28 protein-coding genes and 1 tRNA gene are annotated in these 24,652 nt (G+C 66.8%); 16 read left to right on the top strand and 13 right to left on the bottom strand.

The features are described from left to right. Positions 1-16 precede the first annotated feature (16 nt). Positions 17-1,426, bottom strand: a complete 1,410-nt coding sequence (locus tag ACIBQX_RS32335) for a purine-cytosine permease family protein (protein ID WP_397011196.1) — start codon at positions 1,424-1,426, stop codon at positions 17-19. Between the two features lie 233 nt (positions 1,427-1,659). On the opposite strand from ACIBQX_RS32335, the gene ACIBQX_RS32330 reads away from it, so the two are divergent. Further along, entirely contained in the window at positions 1,660-3,195 is a 1,536-nt protein-coding gene (locus tag ACIBQX_RS32330) for an MFS transporter (RefSeq protein ID WP_397011194.1), read from the top strand. A gap of 108 nt (positions 3,196-3,303) precedes the next feature. On the opposite strand, the gene ACIBQX_RS32325 is transcribed toward ACIBQX_RS32330, so the two are convergent. Both ACIBQX_RS32325 and ACIBQX_RS32320 read right to left on the bottom strand, forming a co-directional pair. Further along, positions 3,304-4,287: an NAD-dependent epimerase/dehydratase family protein gene (locus ACIBQX_RS32325; RefSeq protein ID WP_397011192.1), complete on the bottom strand. Its 984-nt coding sequence runs from the start codon at positions 4,285-4,287 to the stop codon at positions 3,304-3,306. A gap of 211 nt (positions 4,288-4,498) precedes the next feature. After that, positions 4,499-5,548, bottom strand: coding sequence for an aldo/keto reductase (locus ACIBQX_RS32320; protein ID WP_397011190.1), 1,050 nt, complete (start codon positions 5,546-5,548; stop codon positions 4,499-4,501). Positions 5,549-5,700: 152 nt separating this feature from the next. Here ACIBQX_RS32320 and ACIBQX_RS32315 point away from each other — a divergent pair, with 152 nt between their 5' ends. Continuing rightward, positions 5,701-6,276: a TetR/AcrR family transcriptional regulator gene (locus ACIBQX_RS32315; protein WP_397011188.1), complete on the top strand. Its 576-nt coding sequence runs from the start codon at positions 5,701-5,703 to the stop codon at positions 6,274-6,276. Between the two features lie 204 nt (positions 6,277-6,480). Here the strand turns inward: ACIBQX_RS32315 and ACIBQX_RS32310 are convergent, their stop codons facing one another. Then, positions 6,481-8,262 (bottom strand): bifunctional metallophosphatase/5'-nucleotidase, encoded by a 1,782-nt coding sequence (locus tag ACIBQX_RS32310; RefSeq protein ID WP_397011186.1) that lies wholly within the window; start codon positions 8,260-8,262, stop codon positions 6,481-6,483. Positions 8,263-8,370: 108 nt separating this feature from the next. Here ACIBQX_RS32310 and mshD point away from each other — a divergent pair, with 108 nt between their 5' ends. Next, complete coding sequence (gene mshD, locus ACIBQX_RS32305) at positions 8,371-9,336, top strand: mycothiol synthase (protein WP_397011184.1); 966 nt, start codon at positions 8,371-8,373, stop codon at positions 9,334-9,336. On the opposite strand, the gene ACIBQX_RS32300 is transcribed toward mshD, so the two are convergent. The 3 genes from ACIBQX_RS32300 to dcd form a co-directional block, all read right to left on the bottom strand. Continuing rightward, the gene (locus tag ACIBQX_RS32300; RefSeq protein ID WP_397011182.1) at positions 9,269-10,273 is read right to left on the bottom strand and encodes an anion permease; all 1,005 of its coding nucleotides are present in this window, start codon (positions 10,271-10,273) and stop codon (positions 9,269-9,271) included. The two genes, mshD and ACIBQX_RS32300, sit on opposite strands and share 68 nt — an antisense overlap. 4 nt (positions 10,274-10,277) lie before the next feature. Next, positions 10,278-10,895 carry a DUF47 domain-containing protein gene (locus tag ACIBQX_RS32295; protein ID WP_049567507.1) on the bottom strand — a complete coding sequence of 206 codons (618 nt, stop codon included), beginning with the start codon at positions 10,893-10,895 and terminating at the stop codon, positions 10,278-10,280. Between the two features lie 231 nt (positions 10,896-11,126). Continuing rightward, a complete protein-coding gene (gene dcd / locus ACIBQX_RS32290) occupies positions 11,127-11,702 on the bottom strand; it encodes a dCTP deaminase (RefSeq protein ID WP_397011180.1) in 576 nt (191 codons plus the stop codon). 103 nt (positions 11,703-11,805) lie between these two features. Here dcd and ACIBQX_RS32285 point away from each other — a divergent pair. Both ACIBQX_RS32285 and ACIBQX_RS32280 read left to right on the top strand, forming a co-directional pair. Beyond that, positions 11,806-11,876 (top strand) — tRNA-Gly (locus ACIBQX_RS32285). Between the two features lie 440 nt (positions 11,877-12,316). Continuing rightward, positions 12,317-12,550 carry a hypothetical protein gene (locus ACIBQX_RS32280; RefSeq protein WP_397011178.1) on the top strand — a complete coding sequence of 78 codons (234 nt, stop codon included), beginning with the start codon at positions 12,317-12,319 and terminating at the stop codon, positions 12,548-12,550. Between the two features lie 20 nt (positions 12,551-12,570). Here ACIBQX_RS32280 and cutA read toward each other — a convergent pair whose 3' ends face one another. From cutA to ACIBQX_RS32255, 5 genes are all read right to left on the bottom strand, one after another. Further along, positions 12,571-12,678 carry a divalent cation tolerance protein CutA gene (cutA, locus tag ACIBQX_RS32275; RefSeq protein WP_397011176.1) on the bottom strand — a complete coding sequence of 36 codons (108 nt, stop codon included), beginning with the start codon at positions 12,676-12,678 and terminating at the stop codon, positions 12,571-12,573. A 240-nt stretch (positions 12,679-12,918) separates the two neighbouring features. Beyond that, positions 12,919-13,245 carry a hypothetical protein gene (locus ACIBQX_RS32270; protein WP_397011174.1) on the bottom strand — a complete coding sequence of 109 codons (327 nt, stop codon included), beginning with the start codon at positions 13,243-13,245 and terminating at the stop codon, positions 12,919-12,921. 182 nt (positions 13,246-13,427) lie between these two features. After that, complete coding sequence (locus tag ACIBQX_RS32265; RefSeq protein ID WP_397011172.1) at positions 13,428-14,630, bottom strand: Shedu anti-phage system protein SduA domain-containing protein; 1,203 nt, start codon at positions 14,628-14,630, stop codon at positions 13,428-13,430. A 246-nt stretch (positions 14,631-14,876) separates the two neighbouring features. Next, on the bottom strand, positions 14,877-15,365 hold the full coding sequence (locus ACIBQX_RS32260; protein ID WP_397011170.1) for a hypothetical protein: 489 nt from the start codon (positions 15,363-15,365) through the stop codon (positions 14,877-14,879). A 510-nt stretch (positions 15,366-15,875) separates the two neighbouring features. Next, positions 15,876-16,289 carry a type II toxin-antitoxin system VapC family toxin gene (locus ACIBQX_RS32255; protein ID WP_397011168.1) on the bottom strand — a complete coding sequence of 138 codons (414 nt, stop codon included), beginning with the start codon at positions 16,287-16,289 and terminating at the stop codon, positions 15,876-15,878. A gap of 221 nt (positions 16,290-16,510) precedes the next feature. Between ACIBQX_RS32255 and ACIBQX_RS32250 the strand changes: the two genes are divergently transcribed. From ACIBQX_RS32250 to ACIBQX_RS32205, 10 genes are all read left to right on the top strand, one after another. Then, positions 16,511-16,681: a DUF5919 domain-containing protein gene (locus ACIBQX_RS32250; RefSeq protein ID WP_397011166.1), complete on the top strand. Its 171-nt coding sequence runs from the start codon at positions 16,511-16,513 to the stop codon at positions 16,679-16,681. A 111-nt stretch (positions 16,682-16,792) separates the two neighbouring features. Continuing rightward, positions 16,793-17,767, top strand: coding sequence for an inositol monophosphatase family protein (locus ACIBQX_RS32245; protein ID WP_397011164.1), 975 nt, complete (start codon positions 16,793-16,795; stop codon positions 17,765-17,767). Positions 17,768-17,809: 42 nt separating this feature from the next. Next, complete coding sequence (locus ACIBQX_RS32240; protein WP_397011162.1) at positions 17,810-18,340, top strand: DUF4240 domain-containing protein; 531 nt, start codon at positions 17,810-17,812, stop codon at positions 18,338-18,340. Between the two features lie 170 nt (positions 18,341-18,510). After that, the gene (locus ACIBQX_RS32235; RefSeq protein ID WP_397011160.1) at positions 18,511-18,642 is read left to right on the top strand and encodes a hypothetical protein; all 132 of its coding nucleotides are present in this window, start codon (positions 18,511-18,513) and stop codon (positions 18,640-18,642) included. Positions 18,643-18,959: 317 nt separating this feature from the next. After that, positions 18,960-19,352, top strand: coding sequence for a hypothetical protein (locus ACIBQX_RS32230; protein WP_397011158.1), 393 nt, complete (start codon positions 18,960-18,962; stop codon positions 19,350-19,352). A gap of 120 nt (positions 19,353-19,472) precedes the next feature. Continuing rightward, positions 19,473-20,228 (top strand): hypothetical protein, encoded by a 756-nt coding sequence (locus tag ACIBQX_RS32225; protein ID WP_397011156.1) that lies wholly within the window; start codon positions 19,473-19,475, stop codon positions 20,226-20,228. Between the two features lie 151 nt (positions 20,229-20,379). Continuing rightward, positions 20,380-20,793 (top strand): BCCT family transporter, encoded by a 414-nt coding sequence (locus ACIBQX_RS32220; RefSeq protein WP_397011154.1) that lies wholly within the window; start codon positions 20,380-20,382, stop codon positions 20,791-20,793. Between the two features lie 204 nt (positions 20,794-20,997). Further along, positions 20,998-21,309: a hypothetical protein gene (locus ACIBQX_RS32215; RefSeq protein ID WP_397011152.1), complete on the top strand. Its 312-nt coding sequence runs from the start codon at positions 20,998-21,000 to the stop codon at positions 21,307-21,309. 378 nt (positions 21,310-21,687) lie between these two features. Further along, positions 21,688-22,179 carry a hypothetical protein gene (locus ACIBQX_RS32210; protein WP_397011150.1) on the top strand — a complete coding sequence of 164 codons (492 nt, stop codon included), beginning with the start codon at positions 21,688-21,690 and terminating at the stop codon, positions 22,177-22,179. 375 nt (positions 22,180-22,554) lie between these two features. Continuing rightward, a complete protein-coding gene (locus ACIBQX_RS32205) occupies positions 22,555-23,712 on the top strand; it encodes a DUF4041 domain-containing protein (RefSeq protein WP_397011148.1) in 1,158 nt (385 codons plus the stop codon). Positions 23,713-23,746: 34 nt separating this feature from the next. Here ACIBQX_RS32205 and ACIBQX_RS32200 read toward each other — a convergent pair whose 3' ends face one another. Further along, positions 23,747-24,115, bottom strand: coding sequence for a DUF4279 domain-containing protein (locus ACIBQX_RS32200; RefSeq protein WP_397011146.1), 369 nt, complete (start codon positions 24,113-24,115; stop codon positions 23,747-23,749). Positions 24,116-24,283: 168 nt separating this feature from the next. Between ACIBQX_RS32200 and ACIBQX_RS32195 the strand changes: the two genes are divergently transcribed. Further along, positions 24,284-24,640 (top strand): hypothetical protein, encoded by a 357-nt coding sequence (locus ACIBQX_RS32195; RefSeq protein WP_397011144.1) that lies wholly within the window; start codon positions 24,284-24,286, stop codon positions 24,638-24,640. The last annotated feature ends 12 nt before the right edge of the window (positions 24,641-24,652 follow it).

The raw sequence follows: 24,652 nt of genomic DNA, 5'->3' as shown, positions 1-24,652 counted from the left end.
TAACCTCTGATGACCGTCAGGCACCGGAACGGCGCGGCGCCAAGCTGGAGATCGCGAAGTAGAGCAGCCCGGCCAGCACCAGGGCCACGACCACGCCGATGTTGGCCGAGGCGAACGTGCCGGCCTTCAGGTCCTCGCTCATCAGAAACCCGACGACGCGGGCGATGTTCGGGTCGGCGGAGGCGATCAGGCCGACGCCCACGACCGACGCGGTGACCAGCGAGATCAGCCCCGGCACGTTCACGGCGGGGGCGCCGGGCCGCAGCAGGCGCTCGTCGTAGGCGCGTCCGCCGGCACGCCAGCGCCACATGTCCACGAGGAAGATGGCGACCCACGCGGCCATGACCACGCCGATGATCGCCAGGAACGCCTGGAAGGTCGCCAGGAAGCTGGTCGAGACGAACAGCACGTAGTAGCCCGCGAGCACCATGAGCGCGCCGTCGATCAGCACCGCGTAGTGCCGCCGGACCGGCACGCCCAGCGCCAGCATGGACAGCCCGGAGGAGTAGATGTCCATGATCGCCCCGGCCAGGAAGCCGCCGATGGCGGTCAGCAGGTAGGGCAGCAGGAACCAGGTCGGCAACGCCCCCGCCAGCGCCCCCACCGGGTCGGCCGCCGCGGCGTCGGCCAGCCGGGGGTCGCCGCCCGCGAGCAGCACGCCGAACACCAGCAGCAGCATGGGCGGCACCGCTCCGCCGAGCATGGTCCACGTCGCCACCCTGGAGGGCCGCGAGCTCGTGGGCAGATAGCGGGAGTAGTCGGCGCCGCAGTTGACCCAGCCGAGACCGAGCAGCGTCATCGCGAAGATCACCCCGCCCACCCAGCCGCCGAAGCCCGCGGTCGTCTCCAGCGACGTGCCGAGCCTGGGCGCCATCAACACCATGTAGACGACGGTCAGCACGATGAAGGCGTACGTCAGATACCGCTGCACCACCATGATCATCGCGTGGCCGTACACCCCGACCGCGATCGTGACCAGCGCGGCGACCACGAAACAGACGGCCGTGGCGGTCGAGGCCGGGATGCCCGGCGCGACCCGCCCCAGAATGGCCGCCCCGCCCTGCGCCGACAGCGTGACCAGCACGGTCTCCCAGCCCACGTTGGAGATGTACGACAGCGCGGCCGGCAGCTTGTTGCCCTGATAGCCGAACGGGGCCCGGCCCAGCGTCATCGTCGGCACCCCGGACCGCGCGCCCGCGATCGCGACCAGCCCCACCAGCCCGAACGAGAGCACGTAGCCGATCGCACCGGTGATGATCGCCGGGAAGACGCCCAGGCCCAGGCCCACGATGTAGACGCCGAACGCCACCCCGAACAGCGACAGATTGGACCCGGCCCAGGGCCAGAACAGGCCGGACGGCCTGCCACGCCGCTCCGCCTCGGGGACCTTGTTGATGCCGTTCTGCTCGACCGTCATCGTGCCCATGATCGGACCGTACACCGCGGGTGCGCGCCTGGTAACGCCCCTCCGTCCACAGCAAAGACATCATTGTCAGCGAACGGCGATAATTCGTGATGCCTGGGGAATCATGCTCGGGCCGTGGTCGCCTGCACGGCCCTATTTCTGGTGGGGGTTTGTGCACCCCCTGCTTCTTGTAGGGGTTTGTGCACCCCCATGCTTTTCTGGGGTGGGTGTCGGGAAGGCGGATGTGATCGCTCGTGGTACGTGACCCCCGCAGGCAGGCGCTGGCCATCTGCCTGGTGGCGGCGTTCATGTCGGGCCTGGACGTGAGCATCGTGAACGTGGCCCTGCCGTCGATCCGCGAAGGGCTGAGCGCCTCCGAGGACGGCCTGCAGTGGACCGTCTCCGGGTACGCGCTGACGTTCGGCCTGCTGCTGGTGCCCGCCGGGAGGCTGGGCGACGCGCGCAGCCGCCGGACGGTCTTCATCTGGGGAGCCGTGCTCTTCACCCTGGCCAGCGCGGCGTGCGGCCTGGCCCAGAGCATGCCCATGCTGATCGCCTCCCGGCTGGTGCAGGGGCTGGGGGCGGGGGTGCTCAACCCGCAGGTGTCCGGGCTGATCCAGCAGATGTTCAGCGGCTCCGAGCGGGGCCGGGCCTTCGGCGCGCTGGGCGCGACCATCGGGGTCTCCACCGCGGCGGGCCCCCTGATCGGCGGCGCCCTGGTCACCGCGTTCGGTGGCGAGCACGGATGGCGGTGGGTGTTCCTGGTGAACGTCCCGATCGGCCTCATCCTGCTGCCCCTGGCCCACAGACTCCTCCCACCACCCGCCCGCCCGATCCCCGACCACCCACCCCAACGCCCGCCCGATCGCTCCTCCGAGCGGCGCCGGCCAGGCCGCTCGTCCGGGCGGGGCCTGCCCGGGCGGGCTCTGTCCGGGCGGGGCCCGTCAGGGCGGGCTCTGTCAGGGCGGGCTCTGTCAGGGCGGAGGGAGAGCATGGACCCCGTCGGCGTGCTGCTGCTCGGTGTGGGGGTCGCCATGCTGCTCGTGCCCGTCATCCAGCAACACCAGTGGAAGGGCGAGGCCAAGTGGCTGCTCATCCCGGCGTCCCTGCTCGTGCTGGCCGGCTTCGTCGTCTGGGAGCGGCGTCAACGCCGGGAGCCGCTGATCAACCTGGCTCTGTTCGCCAAGCGCTCCTACAGCATCGGCCTGACCATCGCGCTGTTCTACTTCGCCGGTTTCACCGGCATCTTCTTCATCTTCACCCTGTACCTGCAGAGCGGCCTGAGCTACACCCCTCTCATGGCCGGGCTGGCGATCACCCCGTTCGCGCTCGGCTCGGCGTCGGCCTCCGTGGTCGGCGGCCGGCTGGTGACCCGGGCAGGTCGGCGGGTCGTGGCCACCGGCCTGACCACGGTGATCGTCGGCCTGGGCGCGACCATGGCCGCCACCCTCCTGGTGCCCGGCCCGGACGTGGCCCTGGCGACCGCGCTGCCGCTCCTGGTGGCGGGCATCGGCAGCGGCCTGGTGATCTCCCCCAACCAGGCGATCACCCTCTCGGAGGTCCCACCCGCGGGCGGTGGCAGCGCGGCAGGGGTGCTGCAGACCGGCCAGCGCCTCGGCTCCGCCATCGGCATCGCCGCCGCGGGCTCGGTCTTCTTCGGCGCCCTGCCCGAGGGCTGGCCCACCGCCTTCAGACACGGACTCCTGGTGGTGCTTCTGTGCGTCACCATCGCCCTCACCGCCGCCCTGTACGACCTGATCCGCACCGCCACCACCCCCGACCATCCCTGAACCAGCCCGCCCCGACCATCCCTGAACCAGCCCGCCCCGACCATCCCTGAACCAGCCCGCCCCGACCATCCCTGAACCAGCCCGCCCCGACCATCGCCGACGGTGGTGTCAGGCCTGGGCGAGCAGCTTGGCCTCCACTGCGGGGGAGAGGCCGACAGCAGGACGGTCGGTACGCATGGGGGCCTGGCCGCCGATGCCGCGCAGCCACTCCCAGGTGTCCGCCACCGTCTCCGCGACCGGACGGCACCGCAGCCCGGCCGCGCCGACCTTGGACGTGTCGCCACCGTGCATGAAGCCGTGGTCCTCGCCCACCAGCCAGATCGGCAGGTCGGTCCACGGCTGCACCCCTGCCGCCAGGACCGCCTCCGAGTCCGTCCACCGCAGCTCGGCGTCGGAGCCGGTCACCCTGACGCAGGTCTCCAGCAGCTCCCGCATCGTGGTGAACCCCGGCGGGCTCACCACGTCGTAGGCCCCGCCCAGCCCGCGAGCAGCGGCGTCCAGGCACCACAGAGCCAGGTCCCGCGCGTCGACGTACTGCAGCCCGAGATCTTCGGGGCCCGGCGCGAGCACCGGCCCGCCACGCGCGATCCTGGACAGCCACCACGGCAGCCGCCCGATGTTCTCGTAAGGCCCGAGGATCAGCCCGGCCCGCGCCAGCAGCGCCCGGTCCCCGAACGCCGCCGTGGCGGCCAGCTCCGCGCCGGCCTTCATCTCGGCGTAGCCGCCGTCGCCGTCATCGGCCGACGCCGCCACGACGGGGGCGCTCTCGTCCGCCCCCTGCGGGACCGGTGGGGCGTAGACCGAGCGGCTGGACACGTACACGTAGTGGTTCGCCCGCCCGGCGAGCAGCGCGGCGGCGTCCCGGACCGCGGCCGGCGCCCATGACCAGGTGTCGACCACGACGTCCCACTCGCCCCGATCCAGCGCCGCGAGCCCGCCGGCCGCCGACCGGTCTCCCCGCAGCCCGGTCACCCCGGCGGGGGGCTGGTGCGTGCCCCGGTTGAACACCGTGACGTCATGCCCGGCGGCCAGCGCCTCCTCGACGAAGGCCCGCCCCACGAACTCGGTCCCACCCAGCACCAATACCTTCATCCCACCACTGTGCCTGGCGGCCCCAAGCCCCGGAACCCGTCCAAGCCGACAGCGGAATCGCCCAAAGCGAAACCCCCGAACGGTGATCGTGCGTGGTGCCGACGCCCGGCCCGGTGACGGTCTCCCTGCGTGGTGAGGCCGAGTACGCGATCAGCCGGGAGCAAGGATCGCTGACCGAGGGACCAGGCCGTGCGGTCGCGGCTCGTCCGGTTCAGTGGACAGCGGTGCGGCGACGGTGCTTCGGGTCGGCCAGGATCGCGGCGCTGTAGCCCGTGTCGTCGGGGTTGAGGTCGGTTCCGGGCGCCACGATGCTGTCGATGCGGTCCAGTACGGCGGGCTCCAGGACGATGTCCGCAGCGCTGAGCTGGTCGTGCAGGTGTTCGGCGGTGCGCGGACCGATGATCGCGGCGGTCACTGCGGGGTGGGTGGTGACGAAGGCCAGCGCCAGCTGAATCAGCGTGAGGCCCGCCTCGTCGGCGATACCGGCGAGCTCGGTGGCGGCGTCGAGCTTGGCCTGGTTGCCCGGTACGTCCAGGTCGTAGTGGGAGAGCGTGGTGCGGAAGGGCATCGTCCGTGTGCGGTGGCTGCTCAGGTCGGCCGCGTCGCGGCGCCAGCGGCCGGACAGCCAGCCCCCGGCCAGCGGGCTCCAGGCGAGTACTCCCATCCGGTACGTCTCGCAGGTGGGCAGCACGTCGGCCTCGACGCCCCGGGCCAGCAAGGAGTAGGGCGGCTGTTCGCAGACGAAGCGCTCGCGCTGCCGTCGCTCGGCGGTCCACTGCGCCCGCACGATCATCGAGGGGGCGAACGTCGAAGATCCCGCGTAGCGGATCTTGCCCGCGCGGATGAGGTCGGAGAGCGCGCCCAAGGTCTCGTCGAGGTCGGTGGCCGGGTCGGGCCGGTGCACCTGGTACAGGTCGATGTGATCGGTGCCCAGGCGACGCAGGCTCTCCTCGCAGGCCCGGACGATCCAGCGCCGCGAGGCGCCGCGCTCGTTGAGGCCGGGGCTCATGGGGCTCGACACCTTGGTCGCCAGGACGACGTCGTCGCGCCGCCCGGTGATCGCCTTGCCGACGATGACCTCGGATTCGCCGCCCGAATACACGTCGGCGGTGTCGATGATGTTGACGCCCGCGTCGAGCGCTGTGCGGATGATGGCGATCGACTCGTCGTGATCGGGGTTGCCCCATTCGCCGAACATCATCGCGCCGAGGCACAACGAGCTGACCTGGACTCCTGTACTACCCAGCGTGCGGTACCTCATGGCGTGGTGGTGCCTTTCGGGATCGAGGCGGTTGTGATGGAACGGCCGGCGGGCATCTGCTACCGTCCCGGACAATCGGAGCCGGATCCGTTTACCCGTCGTCATGCTAAGCGGAGCCGACTCCACATAGCAAGCCGGGGGGAAAGAGACGCATGTCTGATCCGTCTGACAGGCCGATGCGGGCCGACGCACGGGCCAACGAGGACAAGCTGCTCGCCGCGGCCGCCCTGGCCTTCGCCCGGGACGGTGCCGCCGCGACCCTGAAACAGATCGCCAAGGACGCGGGGGTCGGGATCGCCACCCTGTACCGACGCTTCCCGACCCGCGAGCAGCTCGTTGACGCCACCTACCGGTACGAGACGGCCCGGCTCGCCGGCCGGACCACGGACCTTCTCGGCGAGCTGCCCGCCGACCGGGCCTTGCGGGCGTGGATGTCCGAGGTGCTGGACTACCTCGCCGCCAAGCACGGCATGGCCGACACGCTGCAGACCCTCCTGCGGAGTGACGAAGGGCTGAGCTCGCAGACGCGCGAGCTACTGACCGGCGCGGTCGAGGAGTTCCGCCTCGCCGGGATCGCCCAAGGAGTGATCCGCGAGGACGTGCCCGCACCCGACATCCTCATGGCCCTGGCGGGCGTCACTCTCGTGACCGGAGCCGCCCACCAGCGCCCGCAGGCCGAACGGCTGCTCGACCTGTTGATGGACGGTCTCACCCGGGCGCGCTGCTAGCCGTACACGACAGTGCTTTCACCTTTTTGTCGGCAAAGGGGACTGAGGGGCTGATTAGGGGGCAGTGGCGGAAGCGGATGCGGTGATGGGACGGACGTCATGGCGGCGACGGGTCGCAAGGCGGGCGTTCTCAGCAGCGTTGGTAGGGGACAGAGAGGCCCGCTTCTCAGGTGCGTGAGAAGCGGGCCTCTTTCATGCGAGCGGTCAGCCGGTCACCGTGATGCGGTCGGTGGCGGGCGGGGCGATGGGGTTGGCCTGGCCGAGGTGCTCGACGAAGGCGTCGATGTCGAGGGGGCCGCTCCACAGCTCCGTGCCCTCGGTGAACGCCTGGAAGGCGTCGCCGCCGCCGACCAGGAAGTTGTTCGCCGCGACGCGGATCGTCTGGGTGTCCGTCACGGGCGCGCCGTCGATCTGGATGCCGGAGATCTTGCTGCCCCAGGCGGCGCTCTGGCTGTAGGTGTAGGTGAGGTTCGCCGAGGGCTGCAGGATCTTGGTGAACGCCTGGTTGTTGGGTCCGCCGGTGAACTGCTGCTCCAGCACCGTCTTCAGCTGGGCGCCGGTCAGCGTGACGACCTGCATGAGATTGTTGAACGGCTGAACGGAGAACGCCTCTCCATAGGTGACCACTCCGTCGCCCTCACCGGCGGCGGAGCCTGCGTGGGTGAGGGAGGCGCGGACGCCGCCGGGGTTCATCAGCGCGATCTGGGCGTTGCCGCCGGTCTTGGTGGCCGCGAGCTGGGCGTCGGCGATGAGGTTGCCGAGCGGTGACTCGCCGGAAGGGGCGGCGGTGTTGGTGATGTCGGCGGTGATCGTGCCGACCGCCCGGTTCGCGACCGGGGCGACGCGGTCCTTCCACGTCTGCACGAAAGACGAAATTTCGGGATCCGGGGTGACTGTCCTGGTCACGATGTGGTTGTCCGCGACGACCGAGGCGCGGTCGATGTCCCGGGTCCTCCGGTCGACCTTGAGGTCCACCTGGGTGATGACGCGGCCGAACGAGCCGCCCTGCGAGTAGAGGCGGTCCCGGTCGGCGGGGTCCTTCACCGTGCACAGGTACGCCTGGTGCGAGTGCCCGCTGAGCACCATGTCGACCTCGGCGTCGACCTGCGTGGCGATGCGGCTGCCGGCGCCCGGGACGGCGCTGCAGGCGTCGGGGGACTGCCCCGGCGTGACCTGGTCGCCCTCGTGCACCAGCACGACCTGGGCCCGCACGCCCAGCAGCTTGAGCAGCTTGGACGCCACGTTCGTGGCCTTGACCTCGTCGACGAACTGGAGATCCTTGATGCCCTCGGCGGTGACGATGTTCGGCGTGGTCTTGGTGACGATGCCGATGAAGCCGATCGGCACGCCGTTCATCCACTTGACGCTCACCGGTGGCAGCGCGGGCACGCCCCAGTCGGCCAGCAGCTTCTTGACCTGGCCGGTGTGGCCGAGCCCGGCGAGGGCGTCGGTCTTCTCGTGGCGGTTCTTGAACAGCACGTTGGCGCCCACGTAGTCGAACTCCGCGCCCTTCCACCGGCCGGCGGGCGAGCAGCCGTCCACCGGGTGGCAGCCGCCGTACATGATCCGCCGGAGCTCGGCGTATCCCTCGTCGAACTCGTGGTTGCCGACCGCGGCCACCTCCAGCCCGAGCTTGCCCATGAACTCGACGGACGGCTCGTCGTGGTAGGCGGCGGAGATCAGCGGCGTGGCGCCGATGAGGTCTCCCTGGGCCACCGCGATCGTGTTCCTGTCGGCCAGCGTCTTCATGTGGGTGGCGACGTAGGCCGCGCCGCCGGCGTCGACGGTGTGGCCGTGCTCGTCGACCACCCGGCCGGAGGACCCGGACGGTGGTTCGAGGTGGCCGTGGAAGTCATTGAGGGCCAGGAGCCGGACGGGAACGGTCCGGGGAGCCTTGGTCGCGTCCGCCGGAAGGCCGGCGAGCAGGAGTGCGCCGGTGGCGACGGCTCCGGCCAGCGTGAGCCGGAGGAGGGAACGGGACGTCATGGCCCAAGACGTTACGGCGGGAACCCGTGCATCCCATGTCGCAAAGGTAACGATTCAGGGGCCCACCGCATGGCGCTATTTGCCAGTGGTACGCCTAGAGTTCGATCTGTGAGTGCGTACGTGAAGATCAAAGAGAAGCTGGACGACCAGGAGACGGACGGCGTGCTGGCCGTCGTCGAAGCGGCGACGGAGGCCGACGGCGTCCGGCCGCTCAGTGAGCACGCGATGCTCCACCTGCGTCATGGCGGCGACCCGCGCGCCCGCTCCCTGCTGATCCTGGAGCAGGACACGCTGGTCGGCTACGCCCACCTCGACCCCGCCGACGACACTCCCGACGACACCGAGGGCCCCAGCGGCGAGCTCGTCGTTCACCCGGCGCACCGCCGCCGCGGCCACGGCGCCCGGCTCCTGCGCGAGGCGCTCGACCTGGCGGACGGCCGCCTGCGCCTGTGGGCGCACGGCGACCACCCCGCCGCCGCCGCGCTGGCCGCCTCGTCCGGCTTCGAGCGGGCGCGCTCCCTCTGGCGGATGCGCCGCGCCCTGTCCGTCCCCCTGCCCGCCTACGACCTGCCGGAAGGGGTACGGCTGCGCACGTTCGTGCCCGGCCAGGACGAGGAGGAGTGGCTCAGGGTCAACGCCGCCGCCTTCGCCCATCACCCCGAGCAGGGCGCCTGGACGATGGACGACCTGATGGTGCGCGAGCGGGAGCCGTGGTTCGACCCGGAGGGATTCTTCCTGGCCGTCCGCGACGACAGGCTCGCCGGCTTCCACTGGACGAAGATCCACGACGCCGAGGAACCTCTGGGGGAGGTGTACGTCGTCGGCGTCGATCCCGCCGAGCAGGGCACCGGCCTGGGCCGGGCGCTCACCGTCGCCGGCCTCGCGCACCTGCGCTCGCGCGGCCTCGCCCAGGTGATGCTCTACGTGGACGAGGCCAATCCGGCGGCGATCAGACTGTACGAGTCCCTCGGCTTCACCCGGTGGGACGTCGACGTCATGTACGCCGCTACTCCACGATCCAGTGCAGGACGTAGTAGGACACCGCCGCCACCGCCGCGGCAGCCGGAATCGTAAGGATCCAGGCGGTCACGATGTTGCCGGCCACGCCCCACCGCACCGCCGACAACCGCTTGGTGGAGCCCACGCCCATGATCGCCGAGGTGATCGTGTGCGTGGTGGAGATCGGCGCCCCGAATCCGATGGCCGCGCCGTACAACACTGCCGCCGCGGCGGACTCCGCCGCGAAGCCCTGCGGCGGGTCCAGCGCGATGATGCGGCGGCCCAGCGTGCGCATGATGCGCCAGCCACCGGCGTACGTGCCGAGCGAGATCGCGCCCGCGGCGGCCAGGATCACCCACTGCGGGATCGGGTCGCCCGGCGAGGCGTAACCACCCACCAGGAGCGCCAGGAAGATCACGCCCATGGTCTTCTGCGCGTCCTGAAGGCCGTGGCCGAGCGCCATCGCGGCGGCCGAGATGGTCTGCGCGTAGCGGAAGCCGCGATTGGTCTTGCCGGGTTGCGCATGGCGGAAGATCCAGTAGATTGCGATCATGATCGAGGCCGCCAGTGTGAAGCCCACCAGCGGTGAGATGATCATGGGAATGACCACCTTCGCCACCACGCCGTCCCAGTGCACGAGACTGGCCGAGGCCAGCGCCGCGCCGATGAGACCGCCGATGAGCGCGTGGCTGGAGGATGAGGGCAGGCCGAAGTACCAGGTGATGAGGTTCCAGACGATGGCGCCGATGAGCGACGCCGCCACGATCACCAGGCCGTGCGAGCCCTGGGGTGCGTCGATGATCCCGCTGCCCACGGTCTGGGCGACCTGAGTGCCGAGATGAGCGCCGATGAAGTTCATCGCCGCGGCCATGAACAGGGCGGCCCGGGGAGTGAGAGCGCGAGTGGATACGGAGGTCGCGATGGCGTTCGCCGCGTCGTGAAAGCCATTGGTGTAGTCGAAGACCAGTGCCACGACGACCACGCCGATGACAAGGGCGAGCGTGAGGTCCACTGAGTTAGCTTTCCTTGACCGCGATTGACTCGACGGTGTTCGCCACATGCTCGAAGGCGTCGGCGGCCTCTTCGAGGGCGTCGATGACTTCCTTCATCTTCATGACCGTGAGAGCGTCGTACTCACCGCTGAACAGCTTCGCCAGCAGCCGCCGGTAGACCTGGTCGCCCTGGTTCTCCAGGCGGTTGACCTCGATCCAGTACTCGTTGAGGTTCTTCATCGAGCGCAGCCGGGGCATGGCCTCCGCGGTCAGCTCGGCGGCCCGCTCCAGCACCTCGACCTGCCGGACGACATCTTTGGGGAGATGATCGATCTGGTAGAGGACGATGAGATCCGACGCCGCTTCCATGGCGTCCATCACGTCGTCGAGGTTCGAGGCGAGACGATAGATGTCCTCGCGGTCGAAGGGGGTGATGAAGCTCTCGTTGAGCCGGTTCATGATCGCGTGAGTGCGTTCGTCCCCGGCGTGCTCGCAGGCGCGCATCTTCTCGGCCAGGGCCTCGCGGTCCGAGCCGTCGCTGATGATCTCCACGAGCAATCGTGATGCGGTGACCAGGTTGTTCGCCGAATCGGCGAACAGGTCATAGTAGCTGTCCTCACGTGGCGTGAGACGCAGGCGCACGTCGTTCTCCAGATGTGCGGGGATGGTCCGTGGAAAGAGTACGGGTAACCAGGCAAAATGCGAACTTCATGTCCTCATCTCCTGATCGCTACCCCACGTATGCCTTACGACACCGTCGTCAGGTTACTCGGGGCTGCACCTCACAACGCAGGCGGGGGACTTTCAGGCCGCTACCTACACCATCTTGGTGACATCCCCCGTCCACCACCACCCCTTTCGGCCGCCTACGGTTCAGATTTTGGTCCGATGAAAGTTACGAAACGATCGCGAAGGTGTGGGCCCCCGCTGTCCCTGGTAGCGCGACCCGTACTTCTCCGACCCGTACGGGAACTCCGACGGCGAACTGAGCCGGAACACGCACAGCTGCCCGATCTTCATCCCCGGCCAGAGCTTGATCGGCAACGTGGCCACGTTGGACAGCTCCAGCGTGACGTGACCGCTGAACCCGGGATCAATGAAGCCGGCCGTCGAATGCGTCAGCAGACCGAGACGGCCCAGCGAGCTCTTGCCCTCCAGCCTGGAGGCCAGATCGTCCGGCAACGTGATGACCTCGTACGTGGAAGCCAGCACGAACTCGCCCGGGTGAAGAATGAACGGCTCGTCACCGTCCGGCTCGACCAGACGGGTCAGATCGGGCTGCTCCACGGCGGGGTCGATGTGTGGGTATCTGTGGTTCTCGAACACCCGGAAGAACCTGTCGAGGCGGACATCGATGCTGGACGGTTGGATCATCTCCCTGTCGAAGGGGTCCAGCGCCAGCCGGCCGGAGTCGATCTCGGCGACGATGTCGCGGTCAGATAGCAGCACGATGAGCAACTTACCGTGTGGGTGGTTGGGGAAGTCGGGGGCGCTTTGGCTTGGTGAAGTGGTGGTGGTTTCCGCTACAGTAGAGGCGCGGCTCGGGTCGCATGCGGGTGTAGTTCAATGGCAGAACTTCAGCTTCCCAAGCTGATAGCGCGGGTTCGATTCCCGTCGCCCGCTCTCATAACGAAAGCCCAGGTGGACCGATGGATTCGGGACCTGGGCTTTGATCTTGTCTAGGGCTGTTGATCTCTGCGTGCCATTAGCGTGCCATTGAGCCTGAGGATCATCCGGCGGGGACGCCATGAGGTCTTGGATTCCACTGGCTGGAGTACGTCCTTCCCGCCAGCGCCCTCTATCAAGGCCTGACCAGCCACCTCAACGAGCTGAGCAGCGTCCTCCAGAGCGCACCCGAGCGCTTCCGCCGCAGGCTGGCCGGTACGGCAGGGAGGCGGCGACACTGGCTTCCTAGCTGGCCTGGGACCTCAAGCAGCCCGCACAGTCCGCATCGTTCGACCGCGTCTCAGCGTCGGCCGCCAAGGAGAGCGGGCCTCCGATCATTCAGGCATGCACCCACGCCTATCGGGCGTACCCGCTGGAGCGGCGGCCATAATCGCCAGGTGATCGCAGCCGGGCAGCAAGCTCTCAGCTCTGTGGGCGAAGACGCCGACCCCAAGCGCATCGCCGCCATCTACGCCGACATAGCCCAAGCTCAGTTCCAGATCGGCGACATCCACACCGGCATCACCTACGCCCGCCGAGCCCTGGAGTCCGCCCAGCGCATCGAGTCAACGTGGGGCCTGCGACACCTGGGCGCCGTGGAGAAGACACTCGCCACCTGCCGCCACTCGTGAACTGCTCGGCGACCTGGCCTCTACGCGCCGGACCATGGGGTCGTCTCCCGTCTGATCCACTCCAGGTAGTCCGCCGTACCGGCCACCAGCGGAAGCGCGATGATCTGCGGCCCCTCGTACGAGTGCAACGTCCGTACACGCGCGGCGAGCGTCGAACCGCTCAGCAGTGGTCTTCATGAACAGAGCCGCCGACCACGACGATCGCCACATCGCGGCCGGTCGGCGTTGGTGGGCGGGGGCGATCGAAGGCTCAGGGCTTCGTTCCTCAGCTTGGCCCACCGAGCGACGTGGCTGGTCTTGAGGCTCATCCGCCGCACTGACGCGTACTTGCGCTCCAAGGCACGCCGTCGCGGATCGTGCGGGCCTCGCTACGCTTCGCGGGTGCGCCGACGCACTATGACGATCAGTCCCATCTGAATGAGGAGTAAAACCAACGCGATGACTCCCGATGCGGCGGCCATCTCTTCCTCTGAAAGCCCACCGACACATTCCGTTATGTTGCCACCCTCATATAAAAGGGTGCAGGTGGGTTCAAGGATCATGAGACCGATGTACCAGTTGGCAAGCAGAAGGGGGACTGAGCCCAGGGCAAGGAGCAGCGTGGTGTGGTTCCCCCTCCCGTTCGTCGGGTTCACCCTCGCCGGAATAGCTTCTGGACGCCCGCCGATATCGGAATCACGACTCACTTCGAACATGTAAACAGAGGGGAGCGATCACGACAAGGGCGGTACGGTGCACCTCTGATCCGGCGCATCGCCTCGCTCTGCCGGCAGGGAATGCACTTGGCATAGACCCGCAGTAGGACGTTCACGTGTGCCCCGCCCACTCAGCGACCTGAGGCGCTGGGACTCCGGCGTTGAGCCACAACGCGGTGTTCTCAGAGGTCCCCGAGGGAGCGTCTGGCGTTGTCGATGAGCTCTTTGTACGTGATGACCTCAACCCGGTTCACGTGCGTGTTGAACGTCCGAAGGGCTTCATTGATCTCCCGTTCCGGCACGCTCGGCTGGACGGCTGGATGGCCGATCAGAACGACAGCGCTTGCTCGGCGTGTCTCGATGCCGAAGTCTTCGAAGATCTGCTGACGGTTCTCATCTAGCCCGACAAGGTAGTTGACGGCTTGGCCGACGGCATCATGCACCTCAGCAGTAGGTACCCAGGCTCCGCGATGTCGCTTCACCAGACAACCCTTCATGCTCATGGCCCGCTTCAACTCGACGATGTGAAGACTTCCATCGCCGCGGATCAGAGGAATGTCTACCTCGTCACCCGACACCAACCTGCGCTGAGCGGCTTCCCCGACGAAACGCCCACCGAAGATCCAGTGCTGCCCTTCCAGCGCCCGATGTAGGTCCAGCTCCGTGGCGGTCCTGTCCTCCACCATTTTGCGCAGGCTTGCCAGACGGGCCGAGCGCTGCTGGAGCTGGGATGCCCGGAGGATCATCTGACCATCTGAATCAGCGGCTAGCAGAGCCCATGTCTCTGGTGACGCAGCAATCCGCTGAGCGGCCTCCTCCGGGTCTTCGATATCAACCCGCTCCTGGAGCACACGCTCCAGCCACACCATCGTCTCCCTCCGGCCGCGGAAGAGCGAGTATCGCCCGGGCCGACCTTCTGGTGCTCCGAGATGCCGAGCGTCATGGCTGAGCGAGTTGATATAGGCCAGCAGATCATCCGCATCTGCACCGGGGTGTTGGTCGAGGAACTCGCGCCCCGCCTCGGCGACGTACTTGAATTTGATCTCAAGCATGCTCGCCACAAACTTCCGCAACCTTTGATTGCGTATGCCGTCTTGAAAAAGTCGGTATCTCTCGTTGAAATCCGGTTGCAGGATACGTTCCTCGGCGTAATCCAGAGAGTCCTGCAGCAGTCGCACAACCTCCCACTCGCCGGCCGAGGCTGCGTGTCCGCGCGCCTCTGTCAAGAGTTGCACGAGCGCCTTCCCGCCCCTGCGGTGGCCGCCGCGTCCAGTTCGCATGTGCTGGAGCACGGAGGTGACGGCTCGCTTCACCTCGTCGCTTGCCGCCTGTCTGTGAACGTACTCAAGCTGCAGCTCCAATGAGAAGTCTGATCTGACGTCCATGGGCTGAAGTGTGACCGGCAGGTGTGACAGTTCCTTGCGAAGGTTCCAGGCAGGTTGCCTACGCCATTCAGGCACGCTAGAGGTCGTCCTACGCGGGCCCGCGAGGTCCGTAGGTGGCCGAGGTGGAAGCCTGATCACCCGCCCGCCATCGTCCCGGGCAAGGCCGGAAGGGCCAGGTTACGGGGAGACCGCCGTGGATTGGCCTGCCATGTGGTCAGTGTCGAATGCCTGAGCGCGGCCCTGAAGCTAGCCCTGGTCCTGCGTCTCAGCGGTGAACGGGAACGCATCGTTGACTAGCAGTTCCGTCACCTTGAGCAGGCGGCGATGGTAGTCGTAGGCGTCGTAGAAGGGGGAGGGGGAGCCCAGGTGGTGCCCCAGATGCCTGCGGAGTTTGCGCAGGCACTTGAGGAGGGTGGCCTTATGTCCTGGGTCGGCCGAGCCGTTGTTACGAAGGTAGGCCGATACGCAGTCGGCAAGAGTGGCATTCAGCTCGACGAGGTCGTCCCTCTCTGAGCTCGGTACATCAGGGAATGGGACGGGTACATGCTGAGCCCACAGGACGCCAATCTCTCGGACCATCACCCGATGACCTTCTGGCCCGGGCCATCTCCATCCATGCAGGTATCGCACTTCCGACGCGAGCGGACTACGGCGATGCTTTCGCTTTTCGAGGCATCGCCGGTCGGCGAAGGCGTCGATCTCCGCAAGCCAGGCGTTCCGGCTGAGCTCCAGCATGTGCAGCGCCCGGATCAGAGCCAACTCATCGCGTCGAAGGTTTCCCGCCGTGGTCAGGTATGACCAAGTCGCGTTGAAGCCGATCGGGTAGTAGCAGCCGACTGCGCACCTCAGCGCGCAGAAACGCCTCCCGAAAGGAAGATCACGGTCGCGAACGCGTCTGGCGTATGTCCCGAAGCCCACAGCACGATCATCCCTTAGCCGAGGGCTTGGTGCGTTTTCCACTTCGGCGGGTCGAGTCAGACGGGATGATCTCGGACGGGCGAGATGCGCGTAGTGCGAGAAATACCAGTCCACGGGGTGATCGCCGGGCCATTAAGAGGGGCGACGAGGGGTCAATCACGGTTCCTCATGACCGGCCCTCTGCCCAGCTAAGAGCCTCGTCAGGCCGTGATCGATGCAGTTCCCAAGCTGACAGCGGCCCAGGTAGACCGGTGGACTCGGCACCCGGGCTTTGATGTTGCCATCTCCCCCGAGCCTTGGGCGGTCACTCGGTCGCAACCAGGCAACTTAGACCTTGATGACAGTGACGCGTACGCCGCAGAAAGCGGTGAGATCGTCGGGGTCGGAGGTGAGGACCGTGACGGGACCTGGGGCAGAGAGGGCGGTGGCGCTGAGCATGGCGTCGATGGCGTACTTGTGCCCGTGCAACCCGGCGTCGGACAGGAGCGTGGCGGCGTAGCGGGCGATCGGTTCGGTGACGGGCTCGACGACAAGGCGGGACAATGTCCACTCCAGGGCCGACCGGTTGACGCGGGGGTGAACCACCTCGACGAGCGTGGCAGCAGAGGTGATGACCCGAAGGTCGTCGGCGCGGGCGAGAGCGAGCCATGGGGTGACTGTACGGTCGCGTAGGGCGGCCTTTGCCAGTCCCTCGCTGTCGAGGACGAGGGTTCCACCGGGGGCAGCGGGAGAACGAATCACGCGGCCGTCCCGCCAGCGGGCTGTCCCTTCCGGGCCTGGTGGAGTTGGTTTCGCAGGTCCTGGACCTCGTCGTCGGTGATGGGGACGTGCTCGGCCTCGGCGACTTGGATAAGTTCGTTGAGGTTGTCCGCGCTCGATCTGGCGGGCGACGGCGGCCGCCGCCTTGCTCGCGTCAGGAACGCCGCTGTCAGCGGGTTGCGCACTGACGGGAGCGGGCGAAGGTGATCAGCGCGGCGGGCCTCCTCAACATCAGCATGTTGATCAGGTTGCGCGCCCGCTTGGACAGGGAGTCAGCCCAGTGCCTTGAGCTTTATGTCTACGATGAGACGATCCGGTTATACGCCCTGATCGTGGATCGCGGACTTTGCGTGGTTCAGCCGTACTTGCCATAGGCGCGCGGGCGGATCCGCCTACGCTCATGATCGCAGACAACACCGCCGCAGATGGGCTGTTCCCGTCTTCGACCAGGTGTTCACCTCCATGTGGGAGCGGAGCAGGCCTGTATGACCCTCGACACCCGGACGCTTCTCCCGATCGCCGACCACGCTGTCACCATCGCCAGCGAGATCATCCGCACCACGGCACCTGGCGTCATCACCGCCAAGGGTGACCGGGACATGGCCACCGAAGTGGACTACGCCGTCGAGCACGCCGTACGAGAGTTCCTGTCCCGCGAGACGCCTGAGATCGGGTTCCTGGGGGAGGAGGAGGGTGTCAGCCGTACCGGCAACGGCCTGATGTGGGCCCTCGACCCTGTGGACGGCACCGCGAACTTCCTGCGCGGCATCCCGTTGTGCGGTGTCTCCTTGGGCCTGTTGGACAAGGACATGCCCAGGGTCGGCGTGATCGACCTGCCGTTCCTCAGGACGCGTTACACCGCGGCCGAAGGAGCAGGTGCTCAGGCCAACGGTGTGGAGATCCAGGCCAGCGACACCCGCGACCTTGACGCCGCTATCGTGTCCATCGGTGACTACGCCGTGGGCAACGACGCCCAGGAGCGTAACCGGCCCCGTCTCGCGCTCACCCATGAGCTTGCCGCTCGTGTTCAACGGGTTCGGATGTACGGCTCGGCCGCCGTCGATCTGGCGTGGGTGGCTCACGGCAAGACGGACGCGTGCATCATGCTCAGCAACAACCCATGGGACACCGCCGCAGGCGTCCTCATCGCCCGCGAAGCCGGAGCCGCAGTCGTGGACATCGACGGCAGCCCGCACAGCATGAGTTCCCGAGCGACCATCGCAGCCGGCCCGAAGCTCGTGGCCGATCTAGTCGAGCTCATCGCCGAGGCCCAGAAGATCGAAGCACAGCCGGAACACTGCCGAATAGTTCTTGTAGGCACCAAGGGCGGCGCTGTACGCCGCCGAGCGGCCATTCTGCCGCTCGGTGGCCGGGCATGCGGCCTGAGGACCGGTCCCCGGCCGCAAGCGCCCCGGGCCGCTCCGAGATCTCACGCTGCTCTTGCCTCGCAGGACAGCTGACAGGGTGGACGCTGCTTCGGCCGCGACGTCAGAATGCCGATCATGACTCGTGACGACTTCTGGGCGATCCTCGCGGAATGCCCTCCGCCGACCGGCCCCGACGACGACTGCGAAGAACTGATCTCAAGGCTCAGCCGATTACCCCCACCGGAGATCGTCGCATTCGACCGCCACCTCACCGATCTCCGCCTCGCCGCGCATCGGATCGACCTTTGGGGGGCTGCCTACCTGATCAATGCCGGCTGCTCCGACGACGGCTTCGAGTATTTCCGCTGCTGGCTGGTCAGCCAGGGACGTGAGGTTTACGAGGCCGCACTTGGAAATCCGGATTCCCTGGCAGACTGCGGACCGGTCCGCAGTTGCATACTCGACGGTGCTGACGAATGCGAGTGCGAGCAATTCATGTACACCCCTGATAGGGCTTACGAGCGCATCACGGGACACAGGCTGCCCGAGGGCACTGGGGAGTATCCGAGGCTCGGGGCGATGTGGGACTTCAGCGACATCGAGGAGATGCGCCGCCGTTACCCACGTCTGGCCGCGTTGCTCGATGAGGCCGAAGTGCTCGCCTAAGCGCGGTGGATCTGTTCGCCGCGCTCAACACCGCCACCGGCACGGTGATCGGCAAGCTGTCGGCCCGCCACCGCGCCGTCGACTTCCTGGAGGAGATCGACCGCTAGGTCGAGCGGGGCCTGGCGGTCCATCTCATCTGCGACAATCTGTCCACGCACAAAGCGCCGCTGGTGCATGCCTGGCTGCTGGCGCACCCGCGCTTCGTCCTGCACTTCACCCCGACCTATTTCTCCTGGATCAACCAGGTCGAACGCTGGTTCGCCGAACTGGAACGCCGCTGCCTGGAGTGCGGCAACTTCTGATCCCTCGACGCTCTGAAGACCGCGCTGGAGGAATGGATCAAGACCTGGAACGACAACTGCGTTCGGCCTCTGCCCTACGCGGTCGGCCAGCTCGAACACCCGAGGGACGGTGAGCACCGGACGCTCCTCCGAGTGCTCGTCGCCGGCCCCCCGGATCCGGCAGAGGGGTTGCGCGGGATGATGTGGTCATCCTCGGCGGCGGTCATGGCTTCCGCGTCCGGAAACCGCACCTGGCAGACGTGATCTACCAGGCACTCATCGCCGACCACCACGCCCACAGCGACGTGACATTGAGGTGTCCGAGTAGCTTGGCTCCCGTGGAGGAAGAACATCCGGGCAAACTGCGGCTGAAGTGGCCAGAGCGGCGCGAGGACGTGCTCGAGGCATTACGAGCCTTGGGTGACCGCGACTATCAGGACCAGCACTGGAGATCCGGGAAGGGATGGCCGGATCTCACCTCTGCCGTGCACTGGCTTATCGACGACACCTTCATCGACCAACACGGCGCACGAGCACTGATCCCCCATCTCTTCCTGGATCAGCGAGAAGCCGACCTCGTGCAGGTGGTGGCCGACGCCCTCTTGCTCGTACTCGATGACCTCGGCCCTACCGCTCCAGACAACGCCTATCTCGACCATCGTGGATGGACCAACGTCCTGAACTCGGCTGGAGCCGCCTACCTCGCCTTGTCGGGCAAGCCAAGCTTGTGACGAAACTTCGCGGACCTTGCACCCGCCGACTTGGCGCCGCGCCGCCGCGCCACGTGCCTTCAGTTTCTGGCCAGCCAGCGGCCCACCGTGCCAAGGACGTTGAGAGGGGAGGGCCGTGGCGTGACCCATCCTGCGCGCGTGATGCTCGACCGGCTGCGCGCGATCGACTGGTCCGACATGGACCGCGCCTTCGACCAGGCGAACTCCCGGGCCCTCCTGATGCGGGAGTATCTGCGCCGGGCGGCTCTGTGGGCCCGGCACTGCGGTGCCGGAGGTTGGCCGTTCTTCGCCATCTCCCAGCATGTCGAGCCGGCGGATCGGTTGCCCGGCGACGTCGCCGCCGACCTCGAGGAGTTCATGCTGAGCGGCGTCGGCCCGCGCTCCATCGCGACGACGTGCCGGGACGCGGTGAACTGGGCGGCGCTCCCCTCCGAGACCAAGGCCGGCCTCCCCGACCCGTACGAGCCGCTGCTGACCCTGTACGAACGAGGCGGCGGATTCTTCATCGAGGAGTTCATCGACCTGAACGGGGTGATGATCCGCCTGGGGACCGTGGAGAGCAACGCCGCCGCCACCCCGTTCCTCACCCTCGCTTCCGCGACCCTCGACGCCCTGGACGCCGAGGGGGAGATCACCTACTACGCGAAGGTCGGTAACGGGTACCCCCGGGCGCAGCCGCGCGGCATCGTACGCCGCCGGCTTCTTGACGGGCGGACGTGTGACGAGGCCTTCACCCGCAACCTCCGCTGGGAGCGGACGGAATACCTCAGGCGGTACGACTTCGGCCACAACGACGTCGGTCACGTCGCGATCAGCGAGGTCGAGGCCGCCATCTTCATGGAGTCGGTGACGAACGAGCTCACTGGGAAGGAATAAAGTCCAGGTCAAAGCCCCTACGAGCCAATATCTCTGCAATTCCCAAGCTGATAGCGCGGGTTCGACTCCCGTCGCCCGCTCTCCTGACGAAAGCCCAGGTAGACCGATGGATTCGGCACCTGGGCTTTGGTGTTTTTCATCTCCCCGAGCCTTGGGTGATCACTCGGTCCCACTCCTCGACCAACTGCCGCTCAGCTTGCTCACCACCGTGGTGGCGGCGGTCCTCGTGGCCGTCTACTTCGTGACCAGCGCGGACTCGGCCGCTTTGGTGCTCGGCTCGCTCTCCAGCCGGGGCTCGCTGCATCCCTCCAGGCTCCTGGTCGTGATGTGGGGCGTGCTGGTCGGGTCGGTCGCGCTGGTACTGCTGCTGGCCGGCGGGCTGAAGGCGCTGCAGCAGGCTACGATTCTGGTCGCGCTGCCGTTCGTGGTCGTCCTGTTGTTCCTCTGCGTGGCGCTGGTGAAGGAACTGCGCGACGATCCTGGCGCAGGACCACCGCCCCACCGCCACTTGCACGGGTTGCCGGACGCCCTCCGCCGGGTCGGCGGGGAGGACGATCCTGAGTGAGTTTGCGTCCGCTCGCGGAGCTGTAGTGGTCCTTGAAACGGAGGCCCATACCACCCTGCGAGCTGATAGCGCGGGTTCGATTCCCGTCGCTCGTTCTCATGGCGAAGGCCCAGGACACGGTTTCCGAGACCTGGGCCTAGATCTTGTATGGGGTTGTTGATCTCCGCGTGCCATTAAGCGTTCTCTGAGTGCGATCATGGTCACGTGGTTGATGTGACCTTAATGGAGTCCGACGACTCCGTAGCCGTGGTGAAACTGCAGGCCGAATCATGGGAGCTCAACATATGGGCGCCGATGGCTGACTTGTTCCGTCTCCGCGAGATTGGGGAGGCGGATTGGGACGCGCGCCGCTCACTCCCAGTCGGGACCTGCGCTGACGCCCGCGTGTTCTGGGCAGCAAGTGAGGGGCAAGCAACGATCCTTGTCGGCCAGGACGACGAGACGTGGGACATTGCCGTCACGGTGCCGCTCGGAACCGTCGACGAGATCGCACGCCTTGCCGAGGAACACATGTGATCCATAGTGATCACCTGACGGAGTGAGTGAGCCAGTCGACGGCAGACGGGTTGATCAGGCCGGATGGGCTGCGCGCAGTGTGCGGCATATCCAAGTCGCAGGTGGCCGGCGTGGGTGGTCAAGCTGTACACCGGCGAGACCATAGAGCTGGGTGCCGATGGCTACACGAAGCCGAGGGGTCACGGGCTGCGAGTTGCCTTGCGGCATGAACCCACAGCCCACAACTTTTCCGAGGTCTCCCGCGTCTGACGGACCATGACCTCACCTACTGAGCGCACGAGTCACGACAGAGCCCGCCGATACGAAGCCAGGATCAGCGTTGCCTCCCTGACCGCCTGCCTGACGGTCTTGGGTGGAGGTGTCGCCAACGCGGCCACCGTGGACAGTGCAGCGGCACAGGGCGCCACCACCATTGCGGGGAATGCCGGCCATGCCGCCGACCGGCAGGACCAGGTTGACTGGGCGTCCGTAGTGGAGCCGGATCTGAACTGCCCCAAACAGGGTCCGCAGGCCGCCGGGTACGTCGTGCGCACCCGCGTTGCGGCTGTCGGTGACCTTACCCGTGACCGAAGGCGTGAGACCGTCGTCGTGTCGTCGTGCCCGAGCTCGACGTCAAGCAATCCCTTGATTGCCTTTGTCTACGACGAAGCCTCCTCATCCTCGGCCCCGCGCTTGCTCGGGAAACTCGGGGAGAACCACTACTTCAGGTCCCTGAAAATCACGATCCGGGGCGGGCATGTGCACCTGTACGGCAAAGCGGTCAGCGACCGAGCCCCCAGATGCTGTCCGGACCTGATCGTCAGCCAGACCTACAGGTGGGACGGCGCGGAGTTCCGCAGGACGGCGGAAAAGGCGAATCGCATCTCATGAGCACGCATGCGGCTGACCTGGCCCGCATACTTGCGGCTGCTTGCTTGATGTAACTCTTTTGGCGCTCACAGCTATCTCACCTGTGTACGCCTTGTTGTGTGCAAGTGAGGAGCGCTCATGGCCGAGAACCGGTTCAACTCTCCCCCTGGTTGGCCGGTCCCGCCTCGCGGGTGGAAGCCGCCGCAGGGATGGCAACCGGATCCGTCGTGGCCGCCGGCTCCTCCGGGCTGGGAATTCTGGGTTCCGGAAGAGAGGCCCGTTGCACCGGCAGCACCACAGCCACCAGAACGTAAGGGGGGTGGACTCTTCGGAGGTAAGAAGCGACTCGAAGAGGAGAACTCCCAGCTACGCCAATGGGTGGAGCGATTGGGTGGGATGGACGCCATGCGCATCGCGGCGATGACCGAGGCTCTGCATGGTGAGCACGCGGGACTGCGAACCGCCATCGACGATGCCACCCGACGCCTACGTGAGATTGAGCACCGAATCGTGCAGACCGAGGAGACCGTCCTTCTTCAAGAGGTGGGTGTCTACGAGTACCGGCATCCACTGAGCGACGCCGTGGCTTACAAGGACCAACTCGTACGGGTGAAGGCTCGGATCAAGGAGATGACAAAAGAGGGACAGGCTGTCGTCGGCGCCACCAGTTGGCAGGTGAACGGGTCGGCGGCCGAGGGACGCAAAATGGTGCGAGACTTTTCCAAGCTGATGCTGCGCGCGTATAACGCCGAGGCAGACAACTGCGTACGAACGATGCGCCCGTACAAGCTCCAGTCGTCAATCGATCGCCTGGAGAAGGTCGTGGAGACGATCGTCAAGCTGGGGCGGACCATGCACATCCATGTTCACCCCGACTATCACCGCACGCGTATCCAAGAACTGGAGCTGACTGCCGACTACCTGGCCAAGCAGGAGCAGGAGAAGGAGCTCATCCGCGCCCAGCGCGAGCAGCAGCGTGAGGAGGAGGCCGCACGCCGCGAGTTCGAACGTGAGAAGGCGCGCCTCCGCAAGGAGGAGGCGCACTACCGGTCGGCGCTGGCCAAACTGCTGAAGAACGGCACCGCGTCCGCGGAAAGCATGGATGAGCTCAAGGCCAAGTTGGAAGAGATCGGGGCGGCGGTCGCCGACGTCGAGACTCGCGAAGCGAATATCAGGGCGGGATACGTGTACGTCATCTCCAATCTCGGCGCTTTCGGCGAGAACGTCGTGAAGATCGGTATGACACGGCGCCTGGAGCCGGAAGACCGCGTTCGCGAGCTGGGTGACGCTTCAGTGCCGTTCAGGTTCGACACACATGCATTGATCTTCAGCGAGGACGCGGTGGGACTCGAGGGACGACTGCACACGGAATTGAGCGATCGTCGGCTCAACAAGGTGAACCTGCGACGAGAGTTCTTCCACGCCACTCCAGCCGAGGTGCGCGATCTGCTCCAGCAGATCGCTGGGCAACACCTCTTGGAGTACCGCGACACAGCCGAAGCCCTGGAGTGGCGGCAGTCCGTCGGGGCGACGGAAACCGTTTCGCCAACTTAGCTCCATCCGGGCGGGACGACGGCTCACGAGATGATCAGGCTGGCGGCGTATGCGCGTCGCGCTCCCAGTCGACGTCGTCGTATTCGTCGATCCACACTTCGGCGCCAACCTCGGCCAGAAGCTTGATCACCGAGGCGTCCAACATGAAGCACAGAGCACCCGCACCAGGCCCCAGCAAGTCCCGCGTAAGGTGCAGCTCGATCGTTGCTCCCTGCCTGGCCAGTGTGCCGAGCCTGTCCGCAACTCCAAGCAGAGGGCCGGTCACTGTCCTGATGAGCTCCTCTAACGAGGCCTCGTTGCCTTGGGCAGATGCTTCGAGCTGCCAATCGCCCGAATGAGTGACCTCTGATGGGTGCATCCGTAACGCTTCCGAGATCTCGGTAGGGCTGTGCACGTCACTCATGATTCGAAGCGTTGCGCTGTGTTCGACTCTCACCGCGCAAACGCTAAGGCTCTGCTCCCGCGTCATGGGTCTCAAACGGTCATCAGTTGGCTTCCCGGCATAGGACCATCGGGATGGTAGGTCGGGCGAGGGCTTGTGCAGTGCGCACATCCCAGAAACCCTACGGTCATGCTCACCGTACGGCAGCTTATCGACTACCTCGCCGGCCTCCCCGATGACACCCCCGTCGTGATTGACGTTCACGACGGTGACAACTGGTCGCTGCGGGTGGAGGAGCTCATTGTGACCACTGCCCAGGACGCGACCCCCGGTGGTGATCCTTGGGAAGGCGACGAGGTTGAGATCTTCTGGGAACCCGGCCTGAGCGGCTGGACCATGAACGGCCCGTCCAAGACGCTTTTCACCCTGGACGACCTGGAAGAGCTGCTCACCGAACGCGATGCGCTTCGCCGGGAGCTGGCAGACCTCCGAGCCGGCCTGTGCTTCCGCAAGGAGCCGAAGACTGTGACAGGGCCGGCAGGTTGATGCGGTGGTGCG

Origin of the sequence: Nonomuraea sp. NPDC049714, from assembly GCF_044465295.1 — a bacterium.
Taxonomy (GTDB): domain Bacteria; phylum Actinomycetota; class Actinomycetes; order Streptosporangiales; family Streptosporangiaceae; genus Nonomuraea.
Note: the sequence above shows the minus strand (reverse complement) of the source record. Positions and strands in the feature narration are given on the sequence as shown.

Excerpts from the sequence above, each read along its gene's own strand:
- ACIBQX_RS32195 (WP_397011144.1), top strand. The coding sequence starts at position 24,284 with ATGCTCACCGTACGGCAGCTTATCGACTACCTCGCCGGCCTCCCCGAT.
- ACIBQX_RS32265 (WP_397011172.1), bottom strand. The coding sequence starts at position 14,630 with ATGGACGTCAGATCAGACTTCTCATTGGAGCTGCAGCTTGAGTACGTT.
- ACIBQX_RS32335 (WP_397011196.1), bottom strand. The coding sequence starts at position 1,426 with ATGGGCACGATGACGGTCGAGCAGAACGGCATCAACAAGGTCCCCGAG.
- ACIBQX_RS32310 (WP_397011186.1), bottom strand. The coding sequence starts at position 8,262 with ATGACGTCCCGTTCCCTCCTCCGGCTCACGCTGGCCGGAGCCGTCGCC.
- ACIBQX_RS32315 (WP_397011188.1), top strand. The coding sequence starts at position 5,701 with ATGTCTGATCCGTCTGACAGGCCGATGCGGGCCGACGCACGGGCCAAC.
- ACIBQX_RS32270 (WP_397011174.1), bottom strand. The coding sequence starts at position 13,245 with ATGTTCGAAGTGAGTCGTGATTCCGATATCGGCGGGCGTCCAGAAGCT.
- ACIBQX_RS32205 (WP_397011148.1), top strand. The coding sequence starts at position 22,555 with ATGGACGCCATGCGCATCGCGGCGATGACCGAGGCTCTGCATGGTGAG.
- ACIBQX_RS32325 (WP_397011192.1), bottom strand. The coding sequence starts at position 4,287 with ATGAAGGTATTGGTGCTGGGTGGGACCGAGTTCGTGGGGCGGGCCTTC.
- ACIBQX_RS32260 (WP_397011170.1), bottom strand. The coding sequence starts at position 15,365 with ATGCTGGAGCTCAGCCGGAACGCCTGGCTTGCGGAGATCGACGCCTTC.
- ACIBQX_RS32200 (WP_397011146.1), bottom strand. The coding sequence starts at position 24,115 with ATGAGTGACGTGCACAGCCCTACCGAGATCTCGGAAGCGTTACGGATG.
- ACIBQX_RS32245 (WP_397011164.1), top strand. The coding sequence starts at position 16,793 with ATGACCCTCGACACCCGGACGCTTCTCCCGATCGCCGACCACGCTGTC.
- ACIBQX_RS32320 (WP_397011190.1), bottom strand. The coding sequence starts at position 5,548 with ATGAGGTACCGCACGCTGGGTAGTACAGGAGTCCAGGTCAGCTCGTTG.
- ACIBQX_RS32240 (WP_397011162.1), top strand. The coding sequence starts at position 17,810 with ATGACTCGTGACGACTTCTGGGCGATCCTCGCGGAATGCCCTCCGCCG.